The organism is Lentimicrobiaceae bacterium (assembly GCA_028697555.1).
GTDB lineage: Bacteria > Bacteroidota > Bacteroidia > Bacteroidales > UBA4417 > UBA4417.
The window spans coordinates 22235-47379 of record JAQVEX010000005.1 but is presented as its reverse complement, the minus strand read 5'-3'; the positions used below and the strand labels follow the sequence as shown (position 1 = coordinate 47379).

21 protein-coding genes and 1 pseudogene are annotated in these 25145 nt (G+C 35.8%); 17 read left to right on the top strand and 5 right to left on the bottom strand.

Features of this window, described 5'->3' with window-relative positions; all coding sequences use genetic code 11:
- Positions 1-16: 16 nt before the first annotated feature.
- From fabG to PHP31_01460, 9 genes and pseudogenes are all read left to right on the top strand, one after another.
- A complete protein-coding gene (fabG, locus tag PHP31_01500; protein ID MDD3737956.1) occupies positions 17-763 on the top strand; it encodes a 3-oxoacyl-[acyl-carrier-protein] reductase in 747 nt (248 codons plus the stop codon).
- A gap of 52 nt (positions 764-815) precedes the next feature.
- Positions 816-1217: pseudogene (locus tag PHP31_01495) on the top strand (DUF5606 domain-containing protein).
- 346 nt (positions 1218-1563) lie between these two features.
- Complete coding sequence (locus tag PHP31_01490) at positions 1564-2343, top strand: dihydroorotate dehydrogenase electron transfer subunit (GenBank protein ID MDD3737955.1); 780 nt, start codon at positions 1564-1566, stop codon at positions 2341-2343.
- Between the two features lie 4 nt (positions 2344-2347).
- A complete protein-coding gene (locus PHP31_01485; GenBank protein ID MDD3737954.1) occupies positions 2348-3262 on the top strand; it encodes a dihydroorotate dehydrogenase in 915 nt (304 codons plus the stop codon).
- Between the two features lie 5 nt (positions 3263-3267).
- Positions 3268-4566, top strand: coding sequence for a phosphoribosylamine--glycine ligase (gene purD, locus PHP31_01480; GenBank protein ID MDD3737953.1), 1299 nt, complete (start codon positions 3268-3270; stop codon positions 4564-4566).
- 18 nt (positions 4567-4584) lie between these two features.
- On the top strand, positions 4585-5577 hold the full coding sequence (locus PHP31_01475) for a hypothetical protein (protein MDD3737952.1): 993 nt from the start codon (positions 4585-4587) through the stop codon (positions 5575-5577).
- 97 nt (positions 5578-5674) lie between these two features.
- Positions 5675-6766: an alkaline phosphatase gene (locus PHP31_01470; GenBank protein MDD3737951.1), complete on the top strand. Its 1092-nt coding sequence runs from the start codon at positions 5675-5677 to the stop codon at positions 6764-6766.
- Positions 6767-6934: 168 nt separating this feature from the next.
- Entirely contained in the window at positions 6935-7618 is a 684-nt protein-coding gene (mqnB, locus tag PHP31_01465) for a futalosine hydrolase (GenBank protein ID MDD3737950.1), read from the top strand.
- Positions 7619-7864: 246 nt separating this feature from the next.
- A complete protein-coding gene (locus PHP31_01460) occupies positions 7865-8689 on the top strand; it encodes a 1,4-dihydroxy-6-naphthoate synthase (GenBank protein ID MDD3737949.1) in 825 nt (274 codons plus the stop codon).
- Positions 8690-8707: 18 nt separating this feature from the next.
- Here the strand turns inward: PHP31_01460 and PHP31_01455 are convergent, their stop codons facing one another.
- Entirely contained in the window at positions 8708-9913 is a 1206-nt protein-coding gene (locus tag PHP31_01455) for a hypothetical protein (GenBank protein ID MDD3737948.1), read from the bottom strand.
- Positions 9914-10212: 299 nt separating this feature from the next.
- On the opposite strand from PHP31_01455, the gene PHP31_01450 reads away from it, so the two are divergent.
- Complete coding sequence (locus PHP31_01450; protein ID MDD3737947.1) at positions 10213-11385, top strand: Glu/Leu/Phe/Val dehydrogenase; 1173 nt, start codon at positions 10213-10215, stop codon at positions 11383-11385.
- Positions 11386-11584: 199 nt separating this feature from the next.
- Here the strand turns inward: PHP31_01450 and PHP31_01445 are convergent, their stop codons facing one another.
- On the bottom strand, positions 11585-12919 hold the full coding sequence (locus tag PHP31_01445; GenBank protein MDD3737946.1) for a hypothetical protein: 1335 nt from the start codon (positions 12917-12919) through the stop codon (positions 11585-11587).
- 171 nt (positions 12920-13090) lie between these two features.
- On the opposite strand from PHP31_01445, the gene PHP31_01440 reads away from it, so the two are divergent.
- Together PHP31_01440 and PHP31_01435 are read left to right on the top strand one after the other, a co-directional pair.
- On the top strand, positions 13091-16048 hold the full coding sequence (locus tag PHP31_01440) for a histidine kinase (GenBank protein MDD3737945.1): 2958 nt from the start codon (positions 13091-13093) through the stop codon (positions 16046-16048).
- 37 nt (positions 16049-16085) lie between these two features.
- Positions 16086-16883 carry a response regulator gene (locus PHP31_01435; GenBank protein ID MDD3737944.1) on the top strand — a complete coding sequence of 266 codons (798 nt, stop codon included), beginning with the start codon at positions 16086-16088 and terminating at the stop codon, positions 16881-16883.
- A 219-nt stretch (positions 16884-17102) separates the two neighbouring features.
- Here the strand turns inward: PHP31_01435 and PHP31_01430 are convergent, their stop codons facing one another.
- A complete protein-coding gene (locus PHP31_01430) occupies positions 17103-17999 on the bottom strand; it encodes a hypothetical protein (protein MDD3737943.1) in 897 nt (298 codons plus the stop codon).
- 189 nt (positions 18000-18188) lie between these two features.
- On the opposite strand from PHP31_01430, the gene PHP31_01425 reads away from it, so the two are divergent.
- The 5 genes from PHP31_01425 to PHP31_01405 are packed head-to-tail and all read left to right on the top strand — an operon-like array spanning position 18189 to position 22570.
- Positions 18189-19232 (top strand): dehydrogenase, encoded by a 1044-nt coding sequence (locus PHP31_01425; GenBank protein ID MDD3737942.1) that lies wholly within the window; start codon positions 18189-18191, stop codon positions 19230-19232.
- Positions 19233-19248: 16 nt separating this feature from the next.
- Positions 19249-19836 carry a D-sedoheptulose 7-phosphate isomerase gene (locus PHP31_01420; GenBank protein MDD3737941.1) on the top strand — a complete coding sequence of 196 codons (588 nt, stop codon included), beginning with the start codon at positions 19249-19251 and terminating at the stop codon, positions 19834-19836.
- A gap of 1 nt (position 19837) precedes the next feature.
- Complete coding sequence (locus PHP31_01415) at positions 19838-20539, top strand: nucleotidyltransferase family protein (protein MDD3737940.1); 702 nt, start codon at positions 19838-19840, stop codon at positions 20537-20539.
- A complete protein-coding gene (locus PHP31_01410; GenBank protein MDD3737939.1) occupies positions 20536-21084 on the top strand; it encodes an HAD-IIIA family hydrolase in 549 nt (182 codons plus the stop codon). The genes PHP31_01415 and PHP31_01410 overlap by 4 nt, the downstream gene beginning before the upstream one ends.
- A gap of 16 nt (positions 21085-21100) precedes the next feature.
- Positions 21101-22570, top strand: coding sequence for a sodium:solute symporter (locus tag PHP31_01405; GenBank protein ID MDD3737938.1), 1470 nt, complete (start codon positions 21101-21103; stop codon positions 22568-22570).
- A gap of 192 nt (positions 22571-22762) precedes the next feature.
- Here the strand turns inward: PHP31_01405 and PHP31_01400 are convergent, their stop codons facing one another.
- Positions 22763-23665: a hypothetical protein gene (locus tag PHP31_01400; protein MDD3737937.1), complete on the bottom strand. Its 903-nt coding sequence runs from the start codon at positions 23663-23665 to the stop codon at positions 22763-22765.
- Entirely contained in the window at positions 23662-24981 is a 1320-nt protein-coding gene (locus PHP31_01395) for a polysaccharide deacetylase family protein (protein ID MDD3737936.1), read from the bottom strand. The genes PHP31_01400 and PHP31_01395 overlap by 4 nt, the downstream gene beginning before the upstream one ends.
- Between the last annotated feature and the right edge of the window lie 164 nt (positions 24982-25145).

Sequence of the window (25145 nt, the reverse complement as noted above, 5' to 3'; positions counted from 1 at the left end):
CAAAAAAATAATAAATATGAACCTATTACAAAACAAAACTGCTCTTATAACCGGAGCTTCAAGAGGTATTGGAAAATCAATAGCTCTTAAATTAGCACAACATGGAGCTAATATTGCATTTACCGATATCCGTCGCGACGAAGCAATGGACAATACCGTTGCCGAAATCGAAAAATTAGGTGTAAAATGTATTTCTTATGTTTCCGATGCTAGTTCTTTTCAAGATTCTGAGGCGTTGGTACAAGATGTTGTAAAAGATTTTAACACAATAGATATTCTCGTCAATAATGCCGGTATTACTCGCGATAACTTGCTTATGCGAATGTCTGAAGCAGATTGGGATTTGGTTTTGAAAATCAATTTAAAATCGGTTTTCAATTTAACCAAATGCGTTCAGAGAGTTATGTTAAAACAAAGATCGGGTAGCATAATCAATATGAGCTCTGTTGTTGGTGTTGCCGGCAATGCCGGACAGGCAAATTATTCGGCTTCCAAAGCAGGTATGATTGGTTTTACAAAATCTATTGCACAAGAGTTGGGTTCGCGTAATATCAGATGCAATGCCATTGCTCCAGGTTTTATTGATACTGAAATGACGACAGCTCTTCCGCCCGAAATTCGCGAAGATTGGATGAAAAAAATACCCTTGCGTAGAGGAGGTACACCCGAAGATATTGCAAATGTTTGTTTGTTCTTTGCATCCGATTTATCGTCATACGTTACCGGGCAAGTACTTACCGTTTGCGGTGGTATGGTTATGTAGTCTGCACTTTGATAAACGAAAATTATATTAAAAAAACAATTTAGTTATGTCAATGGAACTAAGAAAAATTATTTCAATATCCGGAAAACCGGGTTTGTATAAGTCTATATCTCAAACTAAGTCGGGAATAATTGTCGAATCGATCAGCGATGGTAAGAGATTTCAATCTTTTGATACCGATAAAATGAGTTCGTTGGGAGAAATTAGTGTTTACACACATTCGGAAGAAAAATTATTAGCTGACGTTTTTACACAAATGTATGAAGTTTGCAAAGGCAAACAAGCAATTGACCCAAAATCTGATAATGATAAATTAAAAGAATTTTTTGCTACGGTGGAGCCCGACTACGATCCTGAAAGGGTTTATGTTTCGCACATGAAAAAAATAATATCATGGTACAATTTGCTTGTCGCAGCCGGCTTTACCGAATTTATCGTTGAAGAAAAAAGTGAAGAAGAAAGCAAAGTTGCTGAAACAGAGAAAGATGCCGAAACAGAAACAGCAAAGGTAGAAGCTGAGGACAAAAAAGCTGCTGAAAAGGCTGAAACTACGAAAGCTCCAGAAAAGAAGCAAACGACTTCTAAGACTAAAGAAACTGCTACTGCGAAGAAAACCAAAACTGCAACTTCGGCGGCAGCGGCTAAGAAAACCGTAGCAAAACCAACGTCAAAAGTGGCACCGGCAACAAAAAAGACTAATATAAAAAGAGAAAAATAGCAATTTGTAATTTAATTGCTAATTTTTACCGTTTATTGATTAAAAGTTTAGCCATAAATATTATTTTTACAGAAAAATATTTATGGCTAAATTAATTGAAGACTTTACTGTCGTTGATATTAATCTGTATTCCGATACATTGTTTTCGCTTGTCTTAAAATGTCCTGTTCCGTTACCGACAATTAACCCCGGACAGTTTGCACAGGTATTAGTCCCCAATTCAAACTCGGTTTTTTTAAGACGACCATTTTCCATATTCTACATCAATTACGACAACAATACCATAAGTTTTTTGATAAAAGAAAAGGGTAAAGGAACTACTGAACTCAAAAATTTGAAACCTAACCAAATAATAAATGTAATATTTCCTTTGGGCAATTCATTTTCGGAGCCAAAGGGCGATAATGTTCTGCTTGTCGGCGGTGGTGTGGGTATTGCCCCTATGCTTATGTTGGCAAAAAAACTACATGAACAAAACCGCAACGTAGATGTTTTGTACGGAGCTGTCAATAGTTCTGAAATAGTTGAAAAATATTTTCTTTCAAAATACTCAAAACTACACGTTTGCACCGATGATGGCAGCGAAGGTTTTAAAGGTTTTGTTACCGAAAATCCGATCTTGAAGCAAAACATCGATAAATATGATAGTATTTACGTTTGCGGACCTGATATTATGATGAAAAAAGTGGCAAAAATAGCTTTGGATAAAAATATTCATTGTCAGGTTTCACTTGAAAACACTATGGCTTGCGGTTTTGGAGCTTGCCTTTGCTGTGTGGCTGAAACCGTTAACGGCAACAAAAATACTTGCACAGACGGACCCGTTTTTGATGCTTCCATATTGACCAATTTTAACAAATAAAATTATGCAACCAAACTTAACAACACGCATTCACAATATTACGTTAAAAAATCCGGTGTTAACGGCTTCGGGAACTTTTGGCAACGGTTTAGAATTTGATGATTTTTTCGACGTAAACCTTTTGGGAGGTTTTATTACAAAAGCCTGTACATCTGAAAACAGAGAGGGTAATATGTATCCGCGAATGGCTGAAACGCCGTCGGGTATGCTTAATTCAGTCGGATTGCAAAACAAGGGAGTCGATTATTTTGTATCGGAGATTAACGAAAAACTGAAAAAATACACGACTAATGTTATTGTAAATGTGTCGGGTTCTACAATTGAAGGTTATATAGAAGTAGCCGAAAAAATCAACGACTTAAGCAATATTGTTGGTATAGAGCTAAACATTTCTTGTCCCAACGTTAAGCAAGGCGGTATGGCTTTTGGCACTTCGCCTGAAATGGCTGCAAAAGTAACCAAAAGTATCCGAAAAGTGTATGGTAAAACATTGATAGTCAAGCTATCGCCAAATGTTACTAATATTGCCGATATTGCCAAAGCAGTAGAGGCAGAAGGAGCCGATTCGGTATCGCTTATCAATACTATTATGGGTATGGCTATAGATGCCAACACTCGAAAACCCGTACTTTCCACAATTACAGGCGGATTGTCGGGACCTGCCGTTAAACCTGTGGCTCTCAGAATGGTTTGGCAAGTTTATAATGCCGTTAAAATCCCGATTATTGGTTTGGGAGGTATTACCAATGCCACTGATGCAGTTGAGTTTATGCTTGCTGGTGCAACTGCTGTTCAGGTTGGGACTTATAACTTTATTGACCCGTTGGCGAGTGTGAAAATTATTGAAGGATTGAAAGAATACTGCATAAACAACAATATTAAAGATATAAACGAAATAATTGGCGGATTAATTTGTTAGAAATTATGAACAAAAAACTTAACGTACTTATTTTGGGAAGCGGAGGCAGAGAACACGCGTTTGCGTACATGGTAAGCAAAAGTGAAAAATTAAATAATCTATATGTAGCTCCTGGAAATGGCGGAACCAACCAAATAGCAAGCAATGTAAATATTGATATTTCCGACTTCAAGCAGGTAGAGGATTTTATTATCGCTAATAATATTGATATGCTTATTGTTGGTCCCGAAGCTCCGCTTGTAGCCGGTATTGTTGATTATTTGCAAGGTGTTGATAAGTTGTCCGACCTGTTGATAATAGGACCCGATAAAACTGCTGCCCAATTGGAGGGGAGTAAGGATTTTGCCAAGCGTTTTATGAAAAAGTACAATATTCCGACAGCCAAATACAAATCGTTTAACAAAAATGAAGTAAATGACGCCATAGCCTTTTTAAAGACCCTAAAACCGCCGTACGTACTCAAAGCCGACGGTTTAGCTGCCGGAAAAGGGGTTATTATTACCCAAAATTTTGACGAAGCCGTTACAACCGTTAATCAAATGCTGATTGAAGAAAAATTTGCTAAGGCTTCATCTACAATACTTATAGAAGAGTTTTTGTCGGGAATTGAACTTTCGGTTTTTGCCCTAACCGACGGAAAAAACTACGTTTTGTTACCCGAAGCAAAAGATTACAAGAAAATTGGCGATAATGATACCGGAGCTAATACCGGCGGTATGGGAGCAGTCTCGCCCGTGCCATTCTTCGATAAAGAATTTAAAAACAAGGTCATAAATAAAATTGTTGAGCCTACAATTAACGGCATCAGACAAGAAAACTTTAACTACAAAGGCTTTGTTTTCTTCGGACTTATCAATGTCGATAATGAACCATACGTCATTGAATACAACGTAAGAATGGGAGACCCCGAAGCTCAAGTTGTATTACCAAGAATTAAAACCGATTTGTTGGAGTTATTGGAATATGTCGGCTTAAGCCGACTTAACGAGGCAGAAGTTGAAATTGACAACAGAGTTGCAGTCGGAATTGTCGCAGCTTCAGGCGGTTACCCCGATGCATACAAAAAAGGAATCAAAATAGTTGGAAATACCAATACAAATAATGACGATAATATTGTTTTCCACGCAGGAACAGTAGTCAATAACGGCGAATTACTAACCAACGGCGGAAGAGTTTTAGTTTGCACTGCTCTTGATAGTACTATCAGCAAGGCAGTTGATAAATCGTATAAACTTATGTCAACTATTAGTTTTGATAAAATGTACTATCGTTCGGATATCGGAAAAGACTTGTTGAATTTGTAAAACACTTGATATTTGTAAATGATTAAACAATTAACCCAAAAGTCGTTTGTACTACAAATATTTATCACAATAATTGTCTTTTGTGCCTTATGGTATACTTCTTTTCTTTGTCCCGAAGCAGCCTTAAGCTCAAATTTACAAGGTCCTTTGTATTCCGATATTGTCAAATTATTTTCAGCACCTTTATTTTCTGTAATAACTGCTTTGGTATTAGTATTGCTTCAGGCTTTTATTATCAACTTGTTTTACATTAAATCGCGTTTAATTCAAAACAATAGCTTTTTCCCTTCGCTACTAATAGTTGTACTTTACAGTTGGAACGTAAAGTTTTTAACCGTTCATCCTGTGTTGCTTGCAAACTTTTTTTTGATGTTCGGCACATACTACTTTTTAAATATTTCTTCCAAAAAAGACAGTTTGCAAACCACATTAATAGGAGCCTTCCTTATGAGTATAGCTTCGCTAATTTATTTGCCTTATATTTATTTTTACTTTGCTTGTTTTATAATACTTGTAGAGCATAGAGTTAGTACGTGGCGTGAGTATATTATAGTTTCAATTGGTTTTGTATTACCTTATTTATATTATTTTACCTTTTTATTTTTGGTTGGCGATACCACTATTTTACTTGAATATCTGTCGTTAATCTTTAATTTCGGTATTAATATCTCCGATACTTACACAACCAATATTGCAGGAATTGTAGTGGTTTTACTTGCTTTAGTATCGCTGTTTGTTGTGCTGAATAATATGTACGATAAAGTTATCAGGACTAAAATTAAGTCGAGAATAATAATTACACTTTTTATAACATCGTTGATTTTTTCCTTTTTATGCAATATTCCTGTCGCCGAAGTTATTTTTGTATTATTACATTCGGTTGTATACTTGACGAATATGGCACTTTCTTTCAAAAAGAAAACATTAGCTTTTGAAGTATTCGTCGTTGTGTGCTTGTTAATGATTATTGTTTTGCGAATTTGGAACTCTTTTTTTGGATTGACAGCGTAAATATTAACTAAGTATTAAATTTGCAACAACAATACAATTATTGCAATGCAATTTTTTTAAATTACTAACTTTGCTGAAAATTTTAAAACAACAAACTATGAACAAGATAATATCAATACTACTAACACTAATACTTGTATCTGTTACCGTTAGTGCTCAAAATTTTGACAGCCAAAATTACAAGGATGTAAAAAAGCCTAAAAACATAATTTTAATGATAGGAGATGGAATGGGAGTATCGCAAGTTTACTCTGCATATACGGTTTTAAACAAAAATATGAATATGACTTCTATGCCTGTTACAGGATTTAGTGTAACTCATTCGGCAGATAAATATATAACCGATTCGGGAGCTGGCGGAACTGCAATTGCAACCGGCAAGAAAACCAACAACGGCTATATTGCCGTCGACCCCGAAGGTAAACCCCTTAAAACAATATTGGAATACGCATCGGATAAAGGTCTATCAACCGGATTAATTTCTACTTCATCGATTACACACGCTACACCTGCAAGTTTTATTGCCCACAATTCTAACAGAAACGATTACGAAGCTATTGCAGCGGATTTTTTAAAAACCGATATAGACCTATTCATCGGTGGTGGCTACCTTAACTTTGCTGTACGTGAAGATGGAAGAAATTTAATAGACGAACTTAAACAAAAAAAATACGCCGTTTATAGAAATTTGAATGACGTTAATACCAAAAAAGACAATAAGTTAGCTGTGTTTTTGGCAGACAAGCATTTACCTTCTATTATTAACGGCAGGGGAGATATGTTACCCGATGCAACCGAAATAGCGTTAGAAATATTGCAACGTAACAAAAAAGGCTTTTTTATCATGATTGAAGGCTCGCAAATAGATTGGGGTGCTCATGCCAATAACTCCGACTTTGTTGTAAGTGAAACAGTCGATTTCGACAAAGCCGTAGGTAAAGCATTAGAATTTGCCAAAGAAAATAAAGAGACACTTATTTTAATCACAGCCGACCACGAAACAGGCGGTTATGCAATAAACGACGGCTCTTTTGAAGGAGCAACAGTAAAAGGAGCTTTTACCACCAATGACCACTCGGCTGTTATGGTTCCCGTATTTGCTTTTGGTCCCGGAGCTGAAATCTTTACAGGAGTTCAGGATAATACCGAACTTTTTGAAAAATGTATGTTTTTGCTTAATTTGAAATAGTGGTGCGGGTTCAATATTTTCGCACACTGAGCGAAGTCGAAGTGCCGAAAATGTTGAATGCGTTCAATTTGCAGGACTTCGTGCTTCGACTACGCTCAGCCAGCGAAGTCCCATCACTGACCACCCGTCACTCACCACCAATCATTATTCACTTAAAAATATTGATTCATGAAGGTATTAATTGCTGTTGCAGATAAATCGGAGATAAATACATTTTTGAAGAAATGTAAATGCCTTGCTAATTCAGATAACGATTTTTTTTCTTGTAGTTTCAATAATGTTGATGTAGATATTCTTATCACAGGTGTTGGTGCAATTCCTATGGCGGTTAAGATAACGCAAAAATTGCTGACAGACACTTATTCGTTAGCTATAAATGTTGGTGTTTGCGGTGCATATAATAGAGAGTTGCCCTTAGGTGAAGTCGTTGTAGTTGCCGAAAACTACATTCCCGAATTAGGTTACACCGAAAACGGAATTTTTAGTTCAGTCACCGAACTCAAAATTGTAAAACAAAACGAATTTCCTTTTGTTAATTCGGCAATCAGGTTAGATGCAGATATTTACAAAACAATTCCTGCACTAATCAATTTCAAGCAGGTTACATCAAACACTGTAAGTTTAATGCACGCCGATACTCAAAAGGCGCTTAGCTATCGTGCCGACACCAAAGCTGATATTGAAACCATGGAAGGTGCAAGTTTTATGTATGCTTGCAAATATGCCAATGTGCCTTTTGTTGAAATTAGAGCCGTATCAAATTACGCTGAAAAACGCGATAAAGACAAATGGAATATGGAACTTGCTATTGGCAATTTGAGTGAAATACTTGAATTAATCATCGGTGATTAGTGTTACGTGTTGCGGGTTGCGGGGTGCGAGTTACGTGTTGCGAGGTGCGGGGTCAATTTTCAATTAACAATTAGTAATTATCAATTACTTATCATTATTGTTCATTGCACCCCGAAGTTTCGGGGCTAATTGCCACCACCCATCACTCATCACCCATCACTCATCACTCATCACTCATCACCCATCACAAATCACCATTCACCATAAATTCGTACATTTGCCTTTTAGATATAATTTGTTATAACTATGAAACTCACACTTGGCATATCACCGTGTCCTAATGATACTTTCATCTTTGATGCATTAGTCAATAAGCAAATCAAAATTGATGATATAGAAATTGAATGTTATTTTCACGATATTGAAAAACTAAATACGCTTGCCGAAAACAGTACTTACGACATTAGCAAATTGAGTTTCGGAGCTTTTTTTAATTTAACTGATAGATACAAAATGCTTAGAGTAGGCTCTGCAATGGGTTTTGGTACAGGACCGCTTTTGATTGGCAAACACAAAACATTTCTTAAAAGTTTGGAAGGCAAAAGAATTGCAATCCCCGGCAAAAAAACGACAGCATATTTATTATTAAAATTATGTGCCGATATTGATTTTATTCCTGTTGAAATGATTTTCTCCGAAATAGAAGATGCAATTATAAAAGGTGAAGTTGATGCCGGAGTGATTATCCACGAGAGTAGGTTTACTTATGCAAGCAAAGGATTGAACTTAATCCACGACTTAGGAAATGCTTGGGAATTGCAAACTTCGGCTCCTGTGCCTTTAGGAACAATAGCTATAAGCAATAAAGTCGATCGTAAATATGTGCCTATTATTGAAGATGCCATTCAAAAAAGCATAGATGTTGCCTATAAACATGGCGGAATTAGCGATTTTGTGAGAAATCACGCGCAAGAAATTAGCGATGAAGTAATGCAAAACCACATAAATCTATACGTAAACGAGTATAGTAATTACATTCCCGATAAAGGTCTGCACGCTGTTGAAACCATGTTTGATTTGGCTTTTGAAAAAGGTTTCATAAAACAAAAACCTGATTCTATTTTGGCGTAATCGAAATGTAATTCGGTTTTAATTTTTGTAAAACTCCACAATTTTATTTTCAATATTACTGTATAGTTTTTCCATTTCGCCTTTATTTGGCGGAGCGTTGTACCATTTGTCCATCAACGAGTTTGTTTCAGCAAAAATACCTTCTTCAATAACTTCAATTTTTTGTATAATGCCTGTGTTTTCACTATTAAAGAGTTCGGATATTTTCAGATATTTTGGTTTTTCAACAGTAACAATAGGGTAGCATTTTTTTTTCAGTTCCTTAGACCACTCGTTAAGAGCAGAATTTTTATTATTTTTACATAATAGGATATCAGGGAGCGATTCACCATGTTTTACAATGACCGGAAAAGACACGCAAGTGTTTGGAAACCCTACATTAGTCCACATAACAGACATTTCTTTATCGTCCGAAGGCTTTACACCTTTTATAACAACATTCGATGCCGTACCAATTCTTGATGTTAAATCATCGGAGCTGACAAACGTTTCGGTGTAAGGACGGTTTGAGAACTCTTTACGGTAGTCAACGTCTAACATGGGATTAATAAAACTCCTTGTAGCTGTTTGAATTAAATATTTCGGAGTCAGTTCTGCGGTCGAGTTTACTGCGTCAAAATTAATACTTGCAATTTTGTATCTAACGTATCCGTAGCCAACGTTTTCTTTGCCGGTAAATGAATAATTAGTCCTAATTATATAACCATTCGGAGCAGTATTAATATCATTGGCGTCAAATTTTGTGAATGTGTAATTATTTACTTCATAAAAAGCAGCTCCACCTTCTGCATCAATAACGCCAAAGTGAGCAGCCAAACCCATAGGTCGTTTTTCAGATTCAAGCAGAGCTTCAAAATCGGATAGATTTTTGCAACGCATCAAAGCCTTTTTCATAAACACACCTTCGTAGTCGTTGCTGTCGCTGGTATCTCCAATGTTTACATTAAAAGATGCACTATTCATTATCGCAAATCCGAAATTATTAGATCCTGCCCAAATTTGAGTACAATTAGTGTCGGAAGAGTTTAGCAAACCTACATATTTAAATTCGCCGTCGTCGAAATATTTTACACAGTTGTCAAGATAATCGGTATCGCGAACTTTCCAAAGAATTGGTCTGCCATCAGCAGTGTGTTTTCCTGATATTACGGCAGTTGTACACGACGACAAATCGAAATAAAATGCAGTAATAAAAATAATTGTAAGCCAAAGTTTATAATTCATAATTGAGTCGTTATTTTGTGTTAAAGTGAATATCAAAACAAAAGTACAAAAACCTTCAAACAAGTTTTATTTTTTTTCTTATCTTTGTACAGAAAAAATAAATAATGATTAATGACTTGTAATTAACAAAAAGATATTACATTTGTAATGTTAAAATATAATACAATTATTTATAAATCAATTTAAAATAAAAGGAGGCTATTATGTCAAAAGAAAATTTGAATCCTCTAATTGGAGCGCAACAGAAAGTAAAAAGAGCGTGTGACCAATTAAACTTAGATCCCAGTGTCTATGAAATTTTGAAAGAACCAGAAAGACTTATTGAAGTAAGTATTCCTGTTAAGATGGATGACGGCTCAATAAAAGTTTTTAAAGGCTTTAGGGCTTCACACAACACTGCAATAGGACCTGCAAAAGGAGGCATCCGTTTTCATCCGGATGTAAATGCTGATGAGGTAAAAGCTTTATCCGTATGGATGACTTTCAAATGCGGCATCATCGGAGTTCCTTACGGTGGTGGTAAAGGAGGAGTTATATGTAACCCGTTAGAATTGTCGAAAAGAGAATTAGAGCAACTTGCAAGAGGTTATGTTAGAGGAGTTCACAAGTATATTGGCGAAAAATTAGATATACCTGCACCTGACGTTAACACCAATGCTCAAATTATGGCTTGGATGACCGACGAGTACATTAAACTTAACGGCGACCAACACACTCTTGGAGTATTGACAGGAAAACCTGTTCCTTTTGGTGGTTCCGAAGGTAGAAACGCTGCAACAGGCTACGGAATTTACATTGTTGCTCGCGAAGCTGCAAAAAAATTGAACATCGATATTAAAAAAGCTAGAGTGGCAGTTCAAGGTTTTGGTAATGCAGGACGTTTCACAGTTAAAAATCTTTGCCAACAAGGTTGTAAACCTATCGCTATTGCAGAATGGGAACCCAAAAACGGACCTTATGCAATATATAAGGAAGACGGCTTAGATTACAACGAAATGGTTGATTATGTCAGCGAACATAAAAACCTATTAGGCTTCCCAGGTTCCAAAACAATCACAACAGACGAGTTCTGGAGATTGCAATTAGATATTTTAATTCCTGCAGCTCTTGAAAATGCAATTAACGAAGATGTTGCGAAAATAGTTAACACAAAACTTGTTTGCGAAGCTGCTAACGGACCTACCACACCTGGTGGAGACGAAGTTCTAAAACAACGTAATATTATCGTTACTCCCGATATCGTTACCAATGCTGGCGGTGTTCTTGTTTCGTACTACGAATGGGTACAAAACCTACAAGGATTCTACTGGACAGAAAAAGAAGTAGAAGAAAAACAAGAAGCCGGTATGATTAGAGCATTTAACGCTATTTGGGATCTTGCTCAAGAATACAAAGTAACAATTAGAGAAGCCGCTTACATGATTTCAGTTAAAAAAATTGCTGAAGTTATGAAGCTAAGAGGCTGGTACTAATCCTTACCAAGTATAATAAATGACAAAAGGGGCGAACTAAATTCGCCCCTTTTTACATTTATATGAAATGAATTTGTTTTTTTATGACTTTTATTCTGTATAACATTGGTGCTATGCACAAAAAAGACTGCCTTAGTATCTAAGGCAGTCTTAAGGGCTATGAATAAAAGTTAATTACAAAAAAACAATATATAAATAATTAATAATTAAACTCGTATAAAATTATTTCTTCTTTTGCTTCATTTAATGTTCCCGAAAAGTTTTTAACCACTCCGTTGTTTATAATTCTAACATTATATCTCTTTGGGAGATCTCCTGAGTAATGTAATACAGAAATTTTATAATGTCCTGATGCAAAATTGTCTGAAATAGAGTATATATTTTCTACAGCATTTCCTAATTCTTGCAACCAGTCGTAGTCCAATTCAAATGCGAATCCGGTTTCGCTTTTGTTAGCCCAGTATATATGAACATCATTTGGTCCGTACATGTGCAAATCGATGTCTGCTCTTGAGTTTTCAGAGTTCACCCAAGTCAATGTAGCTTGGAACTTTCCGGTACCAACGGTTTCGGAAGCAGCCGGTAATTCGCCGGGACGATATTCTACCCATGAGCCGCCTGATTGACAACCTTCTAGGTCGTACCAGCCATCAAAAGCCGTAGATCTGTTATCTGTCCAGCCTTGAAAAACTCTTACAAGAGGGTTGTCAACGTTTACATAACACGGATTTGAATATGTTATCCATTTTCCTGTATTTACTTCTAATTTACTTACCCAAATATAATACTGCCCTAGAGGTAAAGTCATAGTTACAGGATTACGTGCAGGGAAGTATGAGGTGGGACCCCAACCCGACATAACATTAGTGCCTATAACTCTAGCAATTTCGCTGGGACTCATTTGATACTTAGGAATAAATTCTTTGACTGTTAATGAGTAATGAACATGCCCATGACTAAATCTTCCAATTTTAACTCCGCCATAGTTTAAATTTAAGTTGCTTCGCAAATTTGTTTTTTTTGCTAAGGCAAAAACACCTAATTTAAGTGTTGATATTCCCACTCTGTTAGGTTCGGTTAACATTTCGCAAATTTGAATTTCAACCCAATCTTCCTCTGATTCGTCAAAATAAAGCACTACTAGATTTTCGTAATCATTTACGTTTTCGGCAGGGAAATACAGTAGCATAGGATAGTTAAAAACAAAGCCTTCGGGTCCGTATTTTACAACTTGTCCAACTAATTGGTAAGCAGACGGAATATAAGTAGGTGTTTCTGCCCCAACTTCAATCGAAAGTGTAACACTCGGATTTTGATTGGCTTCTGTTTGCATTAATGAGTTCGGTAACATCGAAACTGTGTAACCACCATGTGATACCGAACCACCCTGGTCGTTGCTTATCTCTTCCGACACTGTTCCCTGAGGTTGATTTCCTCCACCGTCATCAATACAAGAACTTAAGTAAAACAACAATACTAACGGTAATACAATAACCGCATATTTCAACATTTTTTCATGTAATTTTGTTTTCATAGCAATAAAATTTAGTAGCTAATTTTCCAGCACAAATTTACGACACTAATAGCAATTGTTGGTATATTAAGTAATAAGTGGTTTATAAAAAAAAAAAATGGTCATTTTTTTTAATAAATGGTTATATTTGTTATAATAATTTTGTTAATTTTGCATAAAATGTATGTTAAAATGAGCTTATATTTTCGGATTACATTAATTGCTATTTTAATTTTATGCCGTTTTGACTATGCCTTGTTTGCTAATATCCCCTATAAGCAATATACAACAAATCACGGTTTGCCGCACGTACAAGTTCAAAGAGTATTTCAAGACTCGAAAGGTTATATTTGGGTTGGTACAAAAGGCGGATTGGCTAAGTTTAACGGCGATAGTTTTGAGACTATTATAAATTTAGAATACGTCGATTTTATCGGCGAGACCAACGATGGTACAGTTGTTATTTACACAAAAGACGGAGTTTACACTTATAAAAACTTTGAACTTAAGAAAATTTTAGGCAGAAACATTAGAGAAGATATTTTAGTTGCTGATAAAAGTTTTTTTCTTTATGGTAGCGGATACATTTTCGAATATAATTTAGATGGAATTATCATCAACAAGTTTAGCACCGAAAACCAATCTATTAAGTTTGATTATATTGTGTACAACAGAGTTTCAAGGGAAATTTTATTTGTTTCCGATGGATGCTTATATTCGTATTGTCAAGATAAGTTAAAATTGTTGGATGGCACAAACGGATTCAAAATAGTTGATATTGGTAGTTGGGGCAACGAACTTTTTTATTCACATGTCAGATTATCTGATAGAGAATTTGAAATACGCGATATTTATTCGGGTGTAACATATTTAAAGTACATTAAAGATGGCAGTAGCGTTGTTGTAGAAAAAGTCAATAATTTTCCCGTCGAAAAACTTTTGATTAGTATTCCCCGTATGTTTAGTTGTAATATTTTAGTTTATGATTACGGCAACGACATAAAATATATTGAACGGCTATTAAACTTGGAATATACTTTCGAATCGATTTTAGATTTAGATGGAAACATTTGGGTTTGTTCCGACGAAGGTTTGTTTCAGTTGTTTAATTGTCCTATAGTTTCGTATCCTAAAAGTTTTATTAGTAATATTTGGACTTTAGTTGAAGACGACCGTGGAGATACTTATGCCGGAGCATATATGAACGGTTTGTACAAAATTGACCTTGATAAAGCTAAGTACACCAAAATACAAACTCCGCTGAACAATGGCGTACCAATAACTTCGTTTTATTTTTCTGCATGCAAAGACGACAGAAATCGCTTGTTTTTTCCTTCGCAAGATGGTGTTGTAATGTTAGAAGATGGGAAAACAAAACTTATTACAAATAATGTTAGCGTAACTACTGCCTACGATAGTAAAAATAAGATAGTGTATGTGGGTGCCAGACATAGCTTCGGAATGATTGATGAAAATCTTAATGTCAATTATTTTATCGACAGCACTAAAAAGTTAATACCTACACGTTCTTCATCTTTTGCCATCGAAAAAAACGGCAACGTATGGATGGGGTCTCTGAAAAACCTACTTTATTATGATAAAAATGAAAATAAGCTAACAAATTCGGATTCCATTTTTAACAACATTTTAAGGGGTATAGTTATTATTTTGCACATCGATGCGTATGATAACTTGTGGATTGGAACAACAAAAGGTTTATACCATTTTGATAAAGCTACACAAACTGCTCGTAGCGTCGGAAGTGATATTTTCAGTTCCTATATTGTAAGCATAAATGATTACAACAACGAGTACATTATAGTTGGCACGTCGCACGAACTTTTTTTCATTGATTTTAAAAAATTTTACAACGAAAAAGCGCTTTATTATAAAATGTACAACCATCGCAATGGCTACGAAGGACAAGAAATTGCAGCTGGAGGATTATTTATAAAAGGCTCCAACATGTATGTGCCTTGTGTTAATGGTATCTTCAAAGTCGATTTGGACGCCATTTCATCAGATTACGGCAAACAAAATTTGTTTATAACTGATATTAACGGCAAGAGCGTAGGTTATTCGAGTAACAACAAACCTTTATGCTTTAAGGTTGATAAAAATGTAAATAATGTTTCGATAAATTTTGAATTGGTAGGATTTTCTTCAACAACACAGCGACAATATTCGTATATTTTAGAAGGACACGACGAAAAGTGGAGCAGATATGATAAACAGGGCAGGGCAATATATTCCAATTTAAAATCGGGAAAATATGTTTATAAAATCAGAGCTAAGCGTGGTAGTAATTTGCTTGACGACGAGGACATTATACAGGAAATACCTATTGTTGTCGAGCTGTCTTTTTGGAAAGAACCTTATTTTTATAAAGTTGCTTTTATAATTCTTTCAGTATTACTGTTGGTGATTGCTTTTGTAACGTATTATTATTTAAAAAACAAACTTAAAAACATAGAAAACAAAAGAAAAATAAAATTTCAGGAAGTTGCTATTTTGCAGACCAACCTAAACTCTCATTTTGTTTTTAACTCATTAACATCAATTCAAAACTTCATCAACGCCAACGATAAATTACAAGCAAATAACTACTTGGTTAAATTTTCTCGTCTTATACGTAAAAGTATGGAGGCATCTATAAAAAACACAAAAATATTAATAGGAGACGGCTATAACAATAATGTTTCGGTGCAAGAAGAAATAGGTATGCTTACATTGTACGTTCAGTTGGCAAAAATGGATTATCCCGACGAAAAAATAACCTTCGATATTAAAGTTCAAAATCCGCAAATATTAGAAAAATATATACCGCCATTTTTTATTCAACCTTTTGTTGAAAATTCCGTAATGCATGGCTTAATTCCTAAAGAAGGAAATGGTAATATGAGTGTTGAATTTTCAGAAGAAAACGATGTAATTGTGTGCAAAATAACCGACGACGGTATTGGTAGAAAAAAATCGGAAGAAAGGAAAAAGAAGAGAATTGCAACGCACAAGTCCAGGGGAATGCAGTTGGTTAATAAGCGTGCCGAAGTTCTTAGAGAATTAGGATATGATATTTCTATAAATATATCGGATAACCCTATAGGGGGAACAATAGTTGAAATTAAATTTAAACTTGAAAATTACTATTAAAGATAATAAATAAGGTTTGACAAAAAATTAACTGCTAATGGAACAAGATATTAAAATACTGATTGTTGAAGATATAAATGCTACAGCTTTATACATTAAAAGTTCTTTGGAAAACAGGTTAAATTTGCTTGAAAAACCCCAAATAGCAACGACTTTGGAAGATGCTTACGAACTTATTAAAAATAACAGTTTCGATATTGTTTTGTTAGATATACGTTTTCCCGTAGGGAACAGTTTTGATTTGCTTAACAAACTCAAATCCGACAATCTTATTAATTTCGAAATCATATTTATTACAGGCGAAGGCGATAAAGATTACATTCTTAAAGCTATAAAGTATTCGGCAATAGATTATTTATACAAACCACTTGATATTGACGAACTTATTGAAGCTATAAACAAAGCGACCAAACGTTTAATGAATTCTAACTACAACCAGAAAGTTGGAGTTTTATTATCTATGTTAAACAAAGGTTTTGAGCAAAATATAGAAAAAGTGGCGTTTCATGTAGCCCAAGGAGGCGTTGAGTTTGTTGAAGTTAAAAAAATAATTTATCTGCAAGCCGATGGCGTAGTTACCAAAGTTTTTATAGACGACAATAACGACCCCGAAAAATACATTACAGCTCACCGAAACTTAGGCTATTACAAAGATATGCTCATCTCCGATTTTAACTTTTTAATTTTGAGCAACAGCCTATTACTCAATCCCCAATATATAAAGCGTTTTGTCCCGAAAGAATTATCCGTTACATTGTCAAATGGCAAAGTATTATTCGCTTCACGCAGATACGGCAAGAGTTTGAAGGAGAAATTTGTCAGCACTAAAAAGTAGTGGTCAGTGGTTGGTGGAACACGCTATTCACTCATCACTCATCACTCATCACTCATCACTCACCACTCATCACTCATCACCCACCACTCATCACTCATCACTCATCACTCATCACTCATCACTCACCACTCATCACTCATCACTCATCACTCATCACTCATCACTCATCACCCACCACTCATCACTCATCACTCACCACTCACCACTCATCACCAAAAGCTATTTCCTCCTATACAAGAACAAAAAAGGCATTTCTCCCACATTTCTTTTCTCGCTAACGGTTATATAATTTCCGTCTTTTGTCCAGCAAATAGCTTCGCCTTGTGGCTCGGGGATATATCTAACTTTTTCACCCTTTCTTATCATAGTTTCGGCAATAGTGTGTGCCGGATGTCTTTTCCAGTAAAGCACTTTGCTGTAGTTTTTCAGTAATATTTCAGTACCGTCCAAAGAAATATCGGCGGCAGTTGCATAAGTAATGTCTATTGTTAATTGTTTTATAGCCATAAGGGTGTCGCCACAATTGCCAAATGCAGGCAATTCGTACATATGTATTTTCTTTTCTCTTTTGCTAAAAACGTATAAGTTCTGAGAAATAGGGTCGAACATCAACGATTCGGCATCCCTTTTGCCATCTGAATAATCGAAATGTATGGTGCAAAAATCCGATACATAGATATCCTGCACTATATCATTTGCAATAACGACTGGCTCTTCAAAACGCAGTATTTGTTTTATATTGTGTCGGGCAAGGTTATCGCCTATATCGCCAACAAAAACGTAAACACTATTGGTGAGCGAATCTTTTCCTATTGCAATATCTTCCCAGTCTCTATTTTTGCCTCCAACCAAATGCACTCTTGCTACCGTGTAGCCAAGTTTGTTAATCAAATACACAAGGGCGTCGTCGCCACTATCGTTGTGAACCCAGTAGCAGTGCGGATTTTTGATACTCTCAACTATTCCCGAAATTTCGTCCAAATGTTCATCTTTAATTCTAGAGAGCTTTTCTCTTTTACCAAAAGTTGGAGTATCAGCAGTTTGAGCCGACAATCCAAATGCAATGCAATTGATTAGCAATAAGCTAACAATACGTATAAAATATGTAGTTTTCATTCCGTAAAAATAGTATTTCGCCTGAAATATCACGTTTTGTGGTGTTAAATTATTATTAGCTATTAGCTTTTAGCCATTAGCCATTGGCTAGACCCAGCCAACAGCCAAAAGCCAAAAGCTAAAGGCTAAAATATATTTCCTTAACATCAAAAATTATGTACTTTTGTTGATTAATACAAAAAATAGAAAATGTACATTCGAGCAAAAGCACCATTACGAATTAGTTTAGCAGGCGGCGGTACAGATGTGTCCCCATATAGCGATATCTACGGCGGAGCGATATTAAATTTTACCATCAACCGATATGCATATACAACTATAGAACCAACCAATACCAATAAAATAATCATACAGTTGGTTGATTTTAAAACGAACAAAATAAGTAAAATAATTTTCGATTCGGTTGAGGAATTGCCGACCGATCATGCAGGAGTTTTGGTTGCAGGTGTGTACAACAGAGTAGTTAGAGATTATGTTAAAAAGCCATTGTCTTTCACAATTACTCTCGCTGTTGATGCACCTCCGGGTTCCGGATTGGGAACCTCATCGGCGGTGGTAGTGTCAATATTAGGAGCCTTTGCCGAGTGGTTTAAATTGCCTTTTGGTGATTACGATTTAGCAAATTTGGCATATTCAATAGAAAGAGAAGACTTGAAAATGGCAGGTGGCAAGCAAGACCAATATGCTGCAACATTTGGCGGAGCAAACTATATGGAATTTTACGAAAACAATAAGGTTATTGTTAATCCGTTAAGATTAGACGATGAGGTATTGTTTGAGCTCAGCAACAATTTGGTGTTATACAATACCGAAACCAGCAGATTGTCGAGTAAAATTATCGAAAGTCAGCAAAGAAATGTTAAGAGCGGTAACAAAGATTCTATTGAAGCGATGCATAAATTAAAAGAGCAAGTCAAAGAAATGAAGGCGGCTTTGTTTAGCGGCAACTTGTTGAAGATAGGGCATATGTTGCATTCGGGTTGGCAATACAAAAAACAAATGGCTGACGAGATAACCAATCCGTCTATCGATGCTGTGTACCAAACCGCTATCGAGGCGGGAGCTGTAGGCGGTAAAATAAGCGGAGCAGGAGGTGGAGGTTTCTTCTTTTTCTATTGTCCGGGAGTGGTAAAGTACGATGTTATTTGCGCTCTTAATAAGATGGGTGGAAAAGTACTCAATTTCGGATTTACTCAGAAAGGAATAGAAACTTGGACTTATAAAAACAAATAATAATTACTTTTATCAGATGAAATCAAAAGTAAAAGATATAATTAAAAGCAGTATAGATGTTAAAAACATTATTCTGAGCTCTGACAAGCTACCCACTGTCATTAGCGATGTTACTGCCGAAATAATAAATTGTTATAAGAACGGAGGTAAGGTTTTATTTTGTGGAAATGGAGGCAGCGCAGCCGATGCACAACATTTGGCAGCTGAACTTTCGGGACGCTTTTACTTTGATCGTCCACCATTGCAAGCCGAAGCTCTGCACGTTAACACTTCGTATCTGACGGCTGTAGCAAACGATTATTCGTATAACGAAGTCTATTCCCGAATGGTTAAAGCAGTCGGCAAAAAGGGTGATATAATTGTAGGAATAAGCACTTCGGGAAATTCGGCTAATGTTGTAAATGCTTTTAAAGAAGCCAACAAGCTAGGAATGACATGCGTGGCTCTTACAGGCGAAAGCGGCGGCGAAATGAAAAATCATTGCAAGCACCTTATCAACGTGCCTTCGAGCGATACACCACGTATTCAGGAGGCTCACATTCTTATAGGACACATTATTTGTCAGCTTGTTGAAGAAGAACTTTTTGCTAATATCAGAAAATAACATGAACGAAGCTATTATACTTGCTGGCGGTAAAGGAACTCGACTTAAAAGCGTTTTGAGCGATATTCCCAAATGCATGGCTCCGGTCAATGAAAAGCCTTTTTTGTATTTCGTTTTAAAATATTTGCAAAAATACAATGTTGGTAAGGCGTACATCTCGGTTGGATATCTGCGAGAGTACGTAATCAATAATTTGAATTACAATTTTGATTTACAAATACAATTTGTTTCCGAACTTGAACCGCTTGGGACAGGCGGAGCAATCAAATACGCTTTAAGTCATACTAAAAACGATAAGGTTTTTGTCTTAAACGGCGACACAATTTTTAATGTTAACCTTACCCAAATGCTTGATGTTCATAATACTACGCAAGCAGATATTACAATTGCAACCAAAACGGTTGAAGATATTAGTCGCTACGGTAGCATTGATGCTGACAAAACCGGCAGAATTGAAAAATTTGTCGAAAAGCAAGCAAATTGCCACGAAAGCGGATTGATAAACGGTGGCATTTATGTTTTGAACAGAAATGTGCTTTTGGAAATCAAAGACAAAGTTTTTTCTATGGAAAATGATTTCTTGAAAAAATACACACAAAAATATCATTTCCAATCTTTTAAATCCGACGGAGAGTTTTTAGATATCGGAATTCCGTCCGACTACGCCAAAGCCGATGAATTTATTAGAAACCTGAACTTATGATTGAAATTACAGAAGGATATTCAATTTTTATTGATAGAGACGGAGTTATCAACAAGCGTATAGTCGGTGATTACGTAAAATCGGTTGATGAATTTGAATTTTTAGCCGGAGTATTGGATGCTTTCGCTATTTTGTCTAAACTTTTCAGCAGAATTTTTGTCGTTACCAATCAACAAGGCATAGGTAAAGGTCTTATGGCCATCGAGCAATTAAACGATATTCATAACTTTATGACCGACAGAATTGTTAAAAACGGCGGCAGAATAGATAAAATATATTTCTGTCCCGAACTCAAAACATCTAACAGTGTAATGCGTAAGCCATCGGTAGGAATGGCTCTTGAAGCTCGCAGCGATTTTCCCGATGTGGTTTTTACAAAAAGCGTTATGGTAGGCGATATGTGTTCGGATATGCTTTTCGGTTACCGCTTGGGCATGCTTACTGCGTATGTAGGCAATCAGAGCAAAATAACTGAATCCGATACATTTATCAATCATAAATTCTCGGATTTGCTGGCTTTTGCAAAGCAGATAAAAAAACAATAACTAAAATTATAAAAAATTGACACCAAATATTATTCTAATTTGTTTTGTAGTATATACGGCAATATTGTTCGTAGTAACGTGGATAACCGCTCGTAGAGCCGACAGCGAGGGCTTTTACATAGGAAACCGTTCTTCGCCTTGGTATGTTGTTGCCTACGGCATGATTGGAGCATCGCTTTCGGGAGTAACCTTTATGTCGGTTCCGGGTTGGGTTGGCGAAACACAGTTTACCTACCTTATGGTTGTGTTGGGATATTTATTCGGATACGCCGTAATAGCCACTATCTTACTACCACTTTATTATAAACTGAATCTGACTTCAATATACACTTATTTGGAAAAACGTTTCGGATTTTGGTCGTACAAAACAGGTTCGTTTTTCTTTATAATTTCCAGAGTAATTGGTGCTTCATTCCGTATGTTTTTGGTTGTAAACGTGTTGCAAGTATTCATGTTCGATGCATGGAATGTACCTTTTGGCGTTACGGTTTTAATTTTTATTATACTGATTATTTTATACACTTTTAAAGGCGGTGTAAAAACCATAATTTGGACTGATACCTTGCAAACAACATTTATGCTTTTGGCTGTGGGACTTACAATTTATTTCATCAGTAAGGAACTGCATTTTAGTGCTAATGAAATGTTTGCACAAGTTTTTAACAGCGAATATTCAAAAGTAATTGAAACCGACTGGCACAGTCCGCGACATTATTTAAAGCAGTTTTTTAGCGGCATGTTTATAACCATTGTTATGACCGGCTTAGACCAAGAAATGATGCAGAAAAATTTGAGTTGCCGTAATATTAAATCGGCACAAAAAAACATGTTTACGTTTAGCTTTATCCTAGTCATAGTTAACTTCATGTTTTTGATTTTGGGTGCTTTGTTGTACATTTACGCTAGTTCAAAAAGCATAACATTGCCTTTGCGTTCCGACGACCTTTTCCCGCATATAGCTTTTGAACATCTTGGTGTTGTTGCCGGAATAGTGTTTTTTATTGGTCTTATCTCGGCAGCTTATCCCAGCGCCGACGGAGCTTTAACATCGCTTACAAGTTCCTTTACAATTGATATTTTAGGACTAAGCAAGCGCGACGACCTAAACGAAAAGGAAAAACGAAAAATCCGTTACGGAGTTCATTTCGCTTTCGCAACTGTTATTCTGATAGTTATTGTTGTGTTCAGAGCCATAAACAACCAGGCGGTTATTGACAAACTATTTACCATAGCCGGATACACCTACGGTCCTTTGTTAGGTTTATACGCCTTCGGATTGTTTACCAAGTTCAACCTAAAAGATAAATACGTACCCGTTGTTGCTGTTATCTGTCCTATTATCAGTATTTTGCTTGATGAATTTTCCGAACAATTGCTTTGGGGTTATAATTTCGGATTTGAAATATTATTAGTAAACGGATTTCTTACTTTCATGGGATTGTTAATGATAAGAAAACGTGGAGAAAGAGCGGAGTTTACGAGGTGAGATTTTTCTTAACAACGACTTTACATAATTTGTTTGGATTGGGCTTTAAGTTTGTGGTACGGTTTAGTTTCGAGTTCTGTCCCGAAGTTTCGGGAGAGTTCTGAGTGTCAGAATTCTCAACTCAAAACTCATAACTCCTGACTCAGAACTTCGGACTTAAAAACTATATAGCGAAGTTTATTAGACGAAACCTTACTTTAAGAAAAATAACAACGTACTCTTCCTAAAATAGTACGCATAATCTACTTTATCGGCTCCGAAAGAAGAATAAAACCTAGCTAAGCCTTCGTTGTTGGAACCTTCAAAATCAAAAACTTTTATTTTTTTATCGCAATTGTGCAAATACCAATCAATTAAATAGGGTAGAGCTCTTATTTCTTTTCCGGCTTCGGAATTTCCCGAAAACAAAAAAACAGACTTGCAACCGTATTCTATTACAGTCATGCCTGATACGGTTTTGTTGTCGCTAACGGCTTTGTACGTCTTGCATTGCCAATTAGGGTTGGTGTTCTTGCACAATTTTTGCAAAGCAATATAAATACTGTTGTTAAAATTCTCCAACTCCTTTTGTTTGTTGTGTTTGAACAGACTAATAACTTCGTTAGGGTTTGAGTCCGAAACTATCTCAATTTCGCCGGCATTTGCAATCTTCAAGTTTCGCTTCAAATTTGTAGAGTAATTATTGCGAATATCGTCTCTGTTATCAGGAATTTGCAGAGTGTAATTTCGTTGCATGGGCATATTCATATTGTTGAACATGTTGCCTTCATTCAAAAACAACTTCACAAAACCGTAGCGTTTTGGAATTTTATTAATGAACTGAAACAAAATATCAGGCGTGATTTCGTTTTCCGAATACAGTCCCAACTGTTGCGACAAAACAGGTTGAATTATGTAGTTAATCCCAAACTTTTTCTTGTTCGGCAACGGAAACAAATGCTTATAATCTTCCGAAACCAAAGCCGACCAACCAGGCGAAACCACATCCAAATAGAAACTATCGGCATATACATTGTAATTGCGTGCTTTTTTAAGTGAATCGTTCCACTTTTCCACGTCTATTTCGTTTCTATTATAAAAAACAATGTCCGTCATTGTTGTTTTTGTTTCAAATAATTTAAAATCTCTTTGTAAATATTAAGCCAGTCGGTTCCGTCTTCGTCTGTTGTCAGTGCGTGGTTATGCCACACGGTAGTAAAAACTCCGCCGGCTTCGTAAAGCTCATCTACCAATTGTTTTACAACATTTACACTTTCGTTGGTTTTTACAAACGGTTTCAAAGCACCGTCCATAACGGCAAACGGATGTATCATCAGGTTGGTTTTGTAGTCGCGAGACAAATCGAAGAAATAAAACGGATAAGCTATGGAAGCTCTGTAACCCACATGTTGCGAATAACCCATAGAATAATCGTTTGTGATATTATTGTCGATTAAAATATGGTAAGTTTCGGGTAATTTGAAACGCAAAAAATGTTGCCGCGACGAGTTGATTTTCGTACTAATTATGTCTTGAAGTCGGTTTATTTCTTCCAACATCAAATTCTTATTATCAAAAGTTTGATACGACGGGTGAATACCCACATTGCCGTAATCGGATAACTGCTGAATAATATTTCTGAAATTCCAACTAGAATAGGAAATATTAGGATTGTTTTTTGAGAAATCGGCTAACAATATGAAGTAAAAAGGATATTTGTCAAAATCTTTGTGCAAGTCAATGCAAACATCAAAAGTATTGAAAGGGTCGGGTAACTTGTTTAAAATCACATCTTTACGTTCGGCAAGTTTTTTCAAAAATACGCTAAACGAATTATTTTTCAGGTCTGAATAAATACCGCCTAAATTTCTGATAAATCCCTTATGCTTGTACTTAAAGGCAGAATCAACATCAATTGTGGGCAAATATCTGAAAGGCAATTTTTGAATTTTAAGCGATTGAAATTTTTCGTTTAAAATATTTCTGAGCCATTCAACCCAAATATTTACCAAAGGTTTGTGTAAGAAATTGTTTTTTAAGGCGACACTTTCTTCCGCTGGAAATCTGTCGTGAGCATCGGCTTCAAAAGGCAAATACTCTTCGTACCGACTGACTAAATAAAAACTTGCTGCAAAAATATCGAAAGGCAACAGCGAATTTTCATCGGAAGTGCAGAAAATTATGGGTTCGTTTTTGTAAGTGCCGAAATCTAAAAGTTTAGGCGAAATATGTTTTTCAAATAAAAGGGAAGAAGCGTAAAAGTAGCAATTGCTGTTAGTAGAGCCAACTCCGTAGCTTATCTTTGCACCTTGATAAGAATTAAAATCGTCGATATTGGTAGTAAAATCAATGTCTATATTGAGCATATCCGAAAATATAAGTTCAAAAATAAACTTAATGCGGTGCGTTATTTTATTTGTAATTATCAGCATAAACAATATTTGGTACAAAGTTAAAAAATATTTAAAACAATAAAATACTTGGGTTAAAAGTAACAATTGAAAATATTTTTTTATTATTGTTCGAGTGGTGAATGGTGGTTTGTGCGAGTTGCGACATTTTCGGTCATTGAGTGCCGATATTGAGCTAAGCGAAA

Bases quoted from the DNA above. Each gene is read 5' to 3' on its own strand.
- PHP31_01440 (MDD3737945.1), top strand. From the start codon at position 13,091: ATGAGCTTATATTTTCGGATTACATTAATTGCTATTTTAATTTTATGC.
- PHP31_01435 (MDD3737944.1), top strand. From the start codon at position 16,086: ATGGAACAAGATATTAAAATACTGATTGTTGAAGATATAAATGCTACA.
- PHP31_01490 (MDD3737955.1), top strand. From the start codon at position 1,564: ATGGCTAAATTAATTGAAGACTTTACTGTCGTTGATATTAATCTGTAT.
- mqnB (MDD3737950.1), top strand. From the start codon at position 6,935: ATGAAGGTATTAATTGCTGTTGCAGATAAATCGGAGATAAATACATTT.
- PHP31_01460 (MDD3737949.1), top strand. From the start codon at position 7,865: ATGAAACTCACACTTGGCATATCACCGTGTCCTAATGATACTTTCATC.
- PHP31_01475 (MDD3737952.1), top strand. From the start codon at position 4,585: ATGATTAAACAATTAACCCAAAAGTCGTTTGTACTACAAATATTTATC.
- PHP31_01415 (MDD3737940.1), top strand. From the start codon at position 19,838: ATGAACGAAGCTATTATACTTGCTGGCGGTAAAGGAACTCGACTTAAA.
- PHP31_01425 (MDD3737942.1), top strand. From the start codon at position 18,189: ATGTACATTCGAGCAAAAGCACCATTACGAATTAGTTTAGCAGGCGGC.
- PHP31_01420 (MDD3737941.1), top strand. From the start codon at position 19,249: ATGAAATCAAAAGTAAAAGATATAATTAAAAGCAGTATAGATGTTAAA.
- PHP31_01455 (MDD3737948.1), bottom strand. From the start codon at position 9,913: ATGAATTATAAACTTTGGCTTACAATTATTTTTATTACTGCATTTTAT.
- PHP31_01400 (MDD3737937.1), bottom strand. From the start codon at position 23,665: ATGACGGACATTGTTTTTTATAATAGAAACGAAATAGACGTGGAAAAG.
- PHP31_01395 (MDD3737936.1), bottom strand. From the start codon at position 24,981: ATGCTGATAATTACAAATAAAATAACGCACCGCATTAAGTTTATTTTT.
- PHP31_01430 (MDD3737943.1), bottom strand. From the start codon at position 17,999: ATGAAAACTACATATTTTATACGTATTGTTAGCTTATTGCTAATCAAT.
- PHP31_01445 (MDD3737946.1), bottom strand. From the start codon at position 12,919: ATGAAAACAAAATTACATGAAAAAATGTTGAAATATGCGGTTATTGTA.
- PHP31_01410 (MDD3737939.1), top strand. From the start codon at position 20,536: ATGATTGAAATTACAGAAGGATATTCAATTTTTATTGATAGAGACGGA.
- PHP31_01485 (MDD3737954.1), top strand. From the start codon at position 2,348: ATGCAACCAAACTTAACAACACGCATTCACAATATTACGTTAAAAAAT.
- PHP31_01470 (MDD3737951.1), top strand. From the start codon at position 5,675: ATGAACAAGATAATATCAATACTACTAACACTAATACTTGTATCTGTT.
- fabG (MDD3737956.1), top strand. From the start codon at position 17: ATGAACCTATTACAAAACAAAACTGCTCTTATAACCGGAGCTTCAAGA.
- purD (MDD3737953.1), top strand. From the start codon at position 3,268: ATGAACAAAAAACTTAACGTACTTATTTTGGGAAGCGGAGGCAGAGAA.